1 pseudogene is annotated in these 441 nt (G+C 56.2%); it reads right to left on the reverse strand.

What is annotated here, in order from left to right:
* A pseudogene (locus tag CQ12_RS47055) lies at window positions 1-362 on the reverse strand (hypothetical protein); the annotation flags it as partial.
* Between the last annotated feature and the right edge of the window lie 79 nt (window positions 363-441).

The following is a 441-nucleotide window of genomic DNA, read 5'->3' on the forward strand; positions in this document are numbered from 1 at the left end:
GCCTGAGGCGGAGAGCCTGCACAATCGGCAAAGGCACTTGAGGATGTCAGGTCATAGACCTGCAAAACCGTGTTGGCCTGTGTCGCGAACACAAGATTACCGAACTGGGCGAATTGCCAATTCGCAGTCTGCGATCCAAAAGTAGGTGGGGTATAAACGCCCCCTCCCTTGGAGACATCGGTCCATGTGAAGTCTGTGTTGTTCAGCAGATACAACTTCGTTGCGGTAGCAGAAAATGTCAGGACTGATCCGTCCGACTTCAGAGCATAGAAGGCGCCACGACAGGTCGCTGGCAATGGCCGCGTATAGCTCGACACGCTGGGGAACGGCCCGTAACCGTCGCCACGAGGAATGACGTTCAAGATCGTCTTCGGGGTCTGAGCCTCATAGTCCGTAGTGTCTGGCGTCCATGCGCCCCACTGAAGCAGTGGCATCAGGTGC

This window comes from Bradyrhizobium jicamae (assembly GCF_001440395.1).
GTDB classification, from domain to species: domain Bacteria; phylum Pseudomonadota; class Alphaproteobacteria; order Rhizobiales; family Xanthobacteraceae; genus Bradyrhizobium; species Bradyrhizobium jicamae.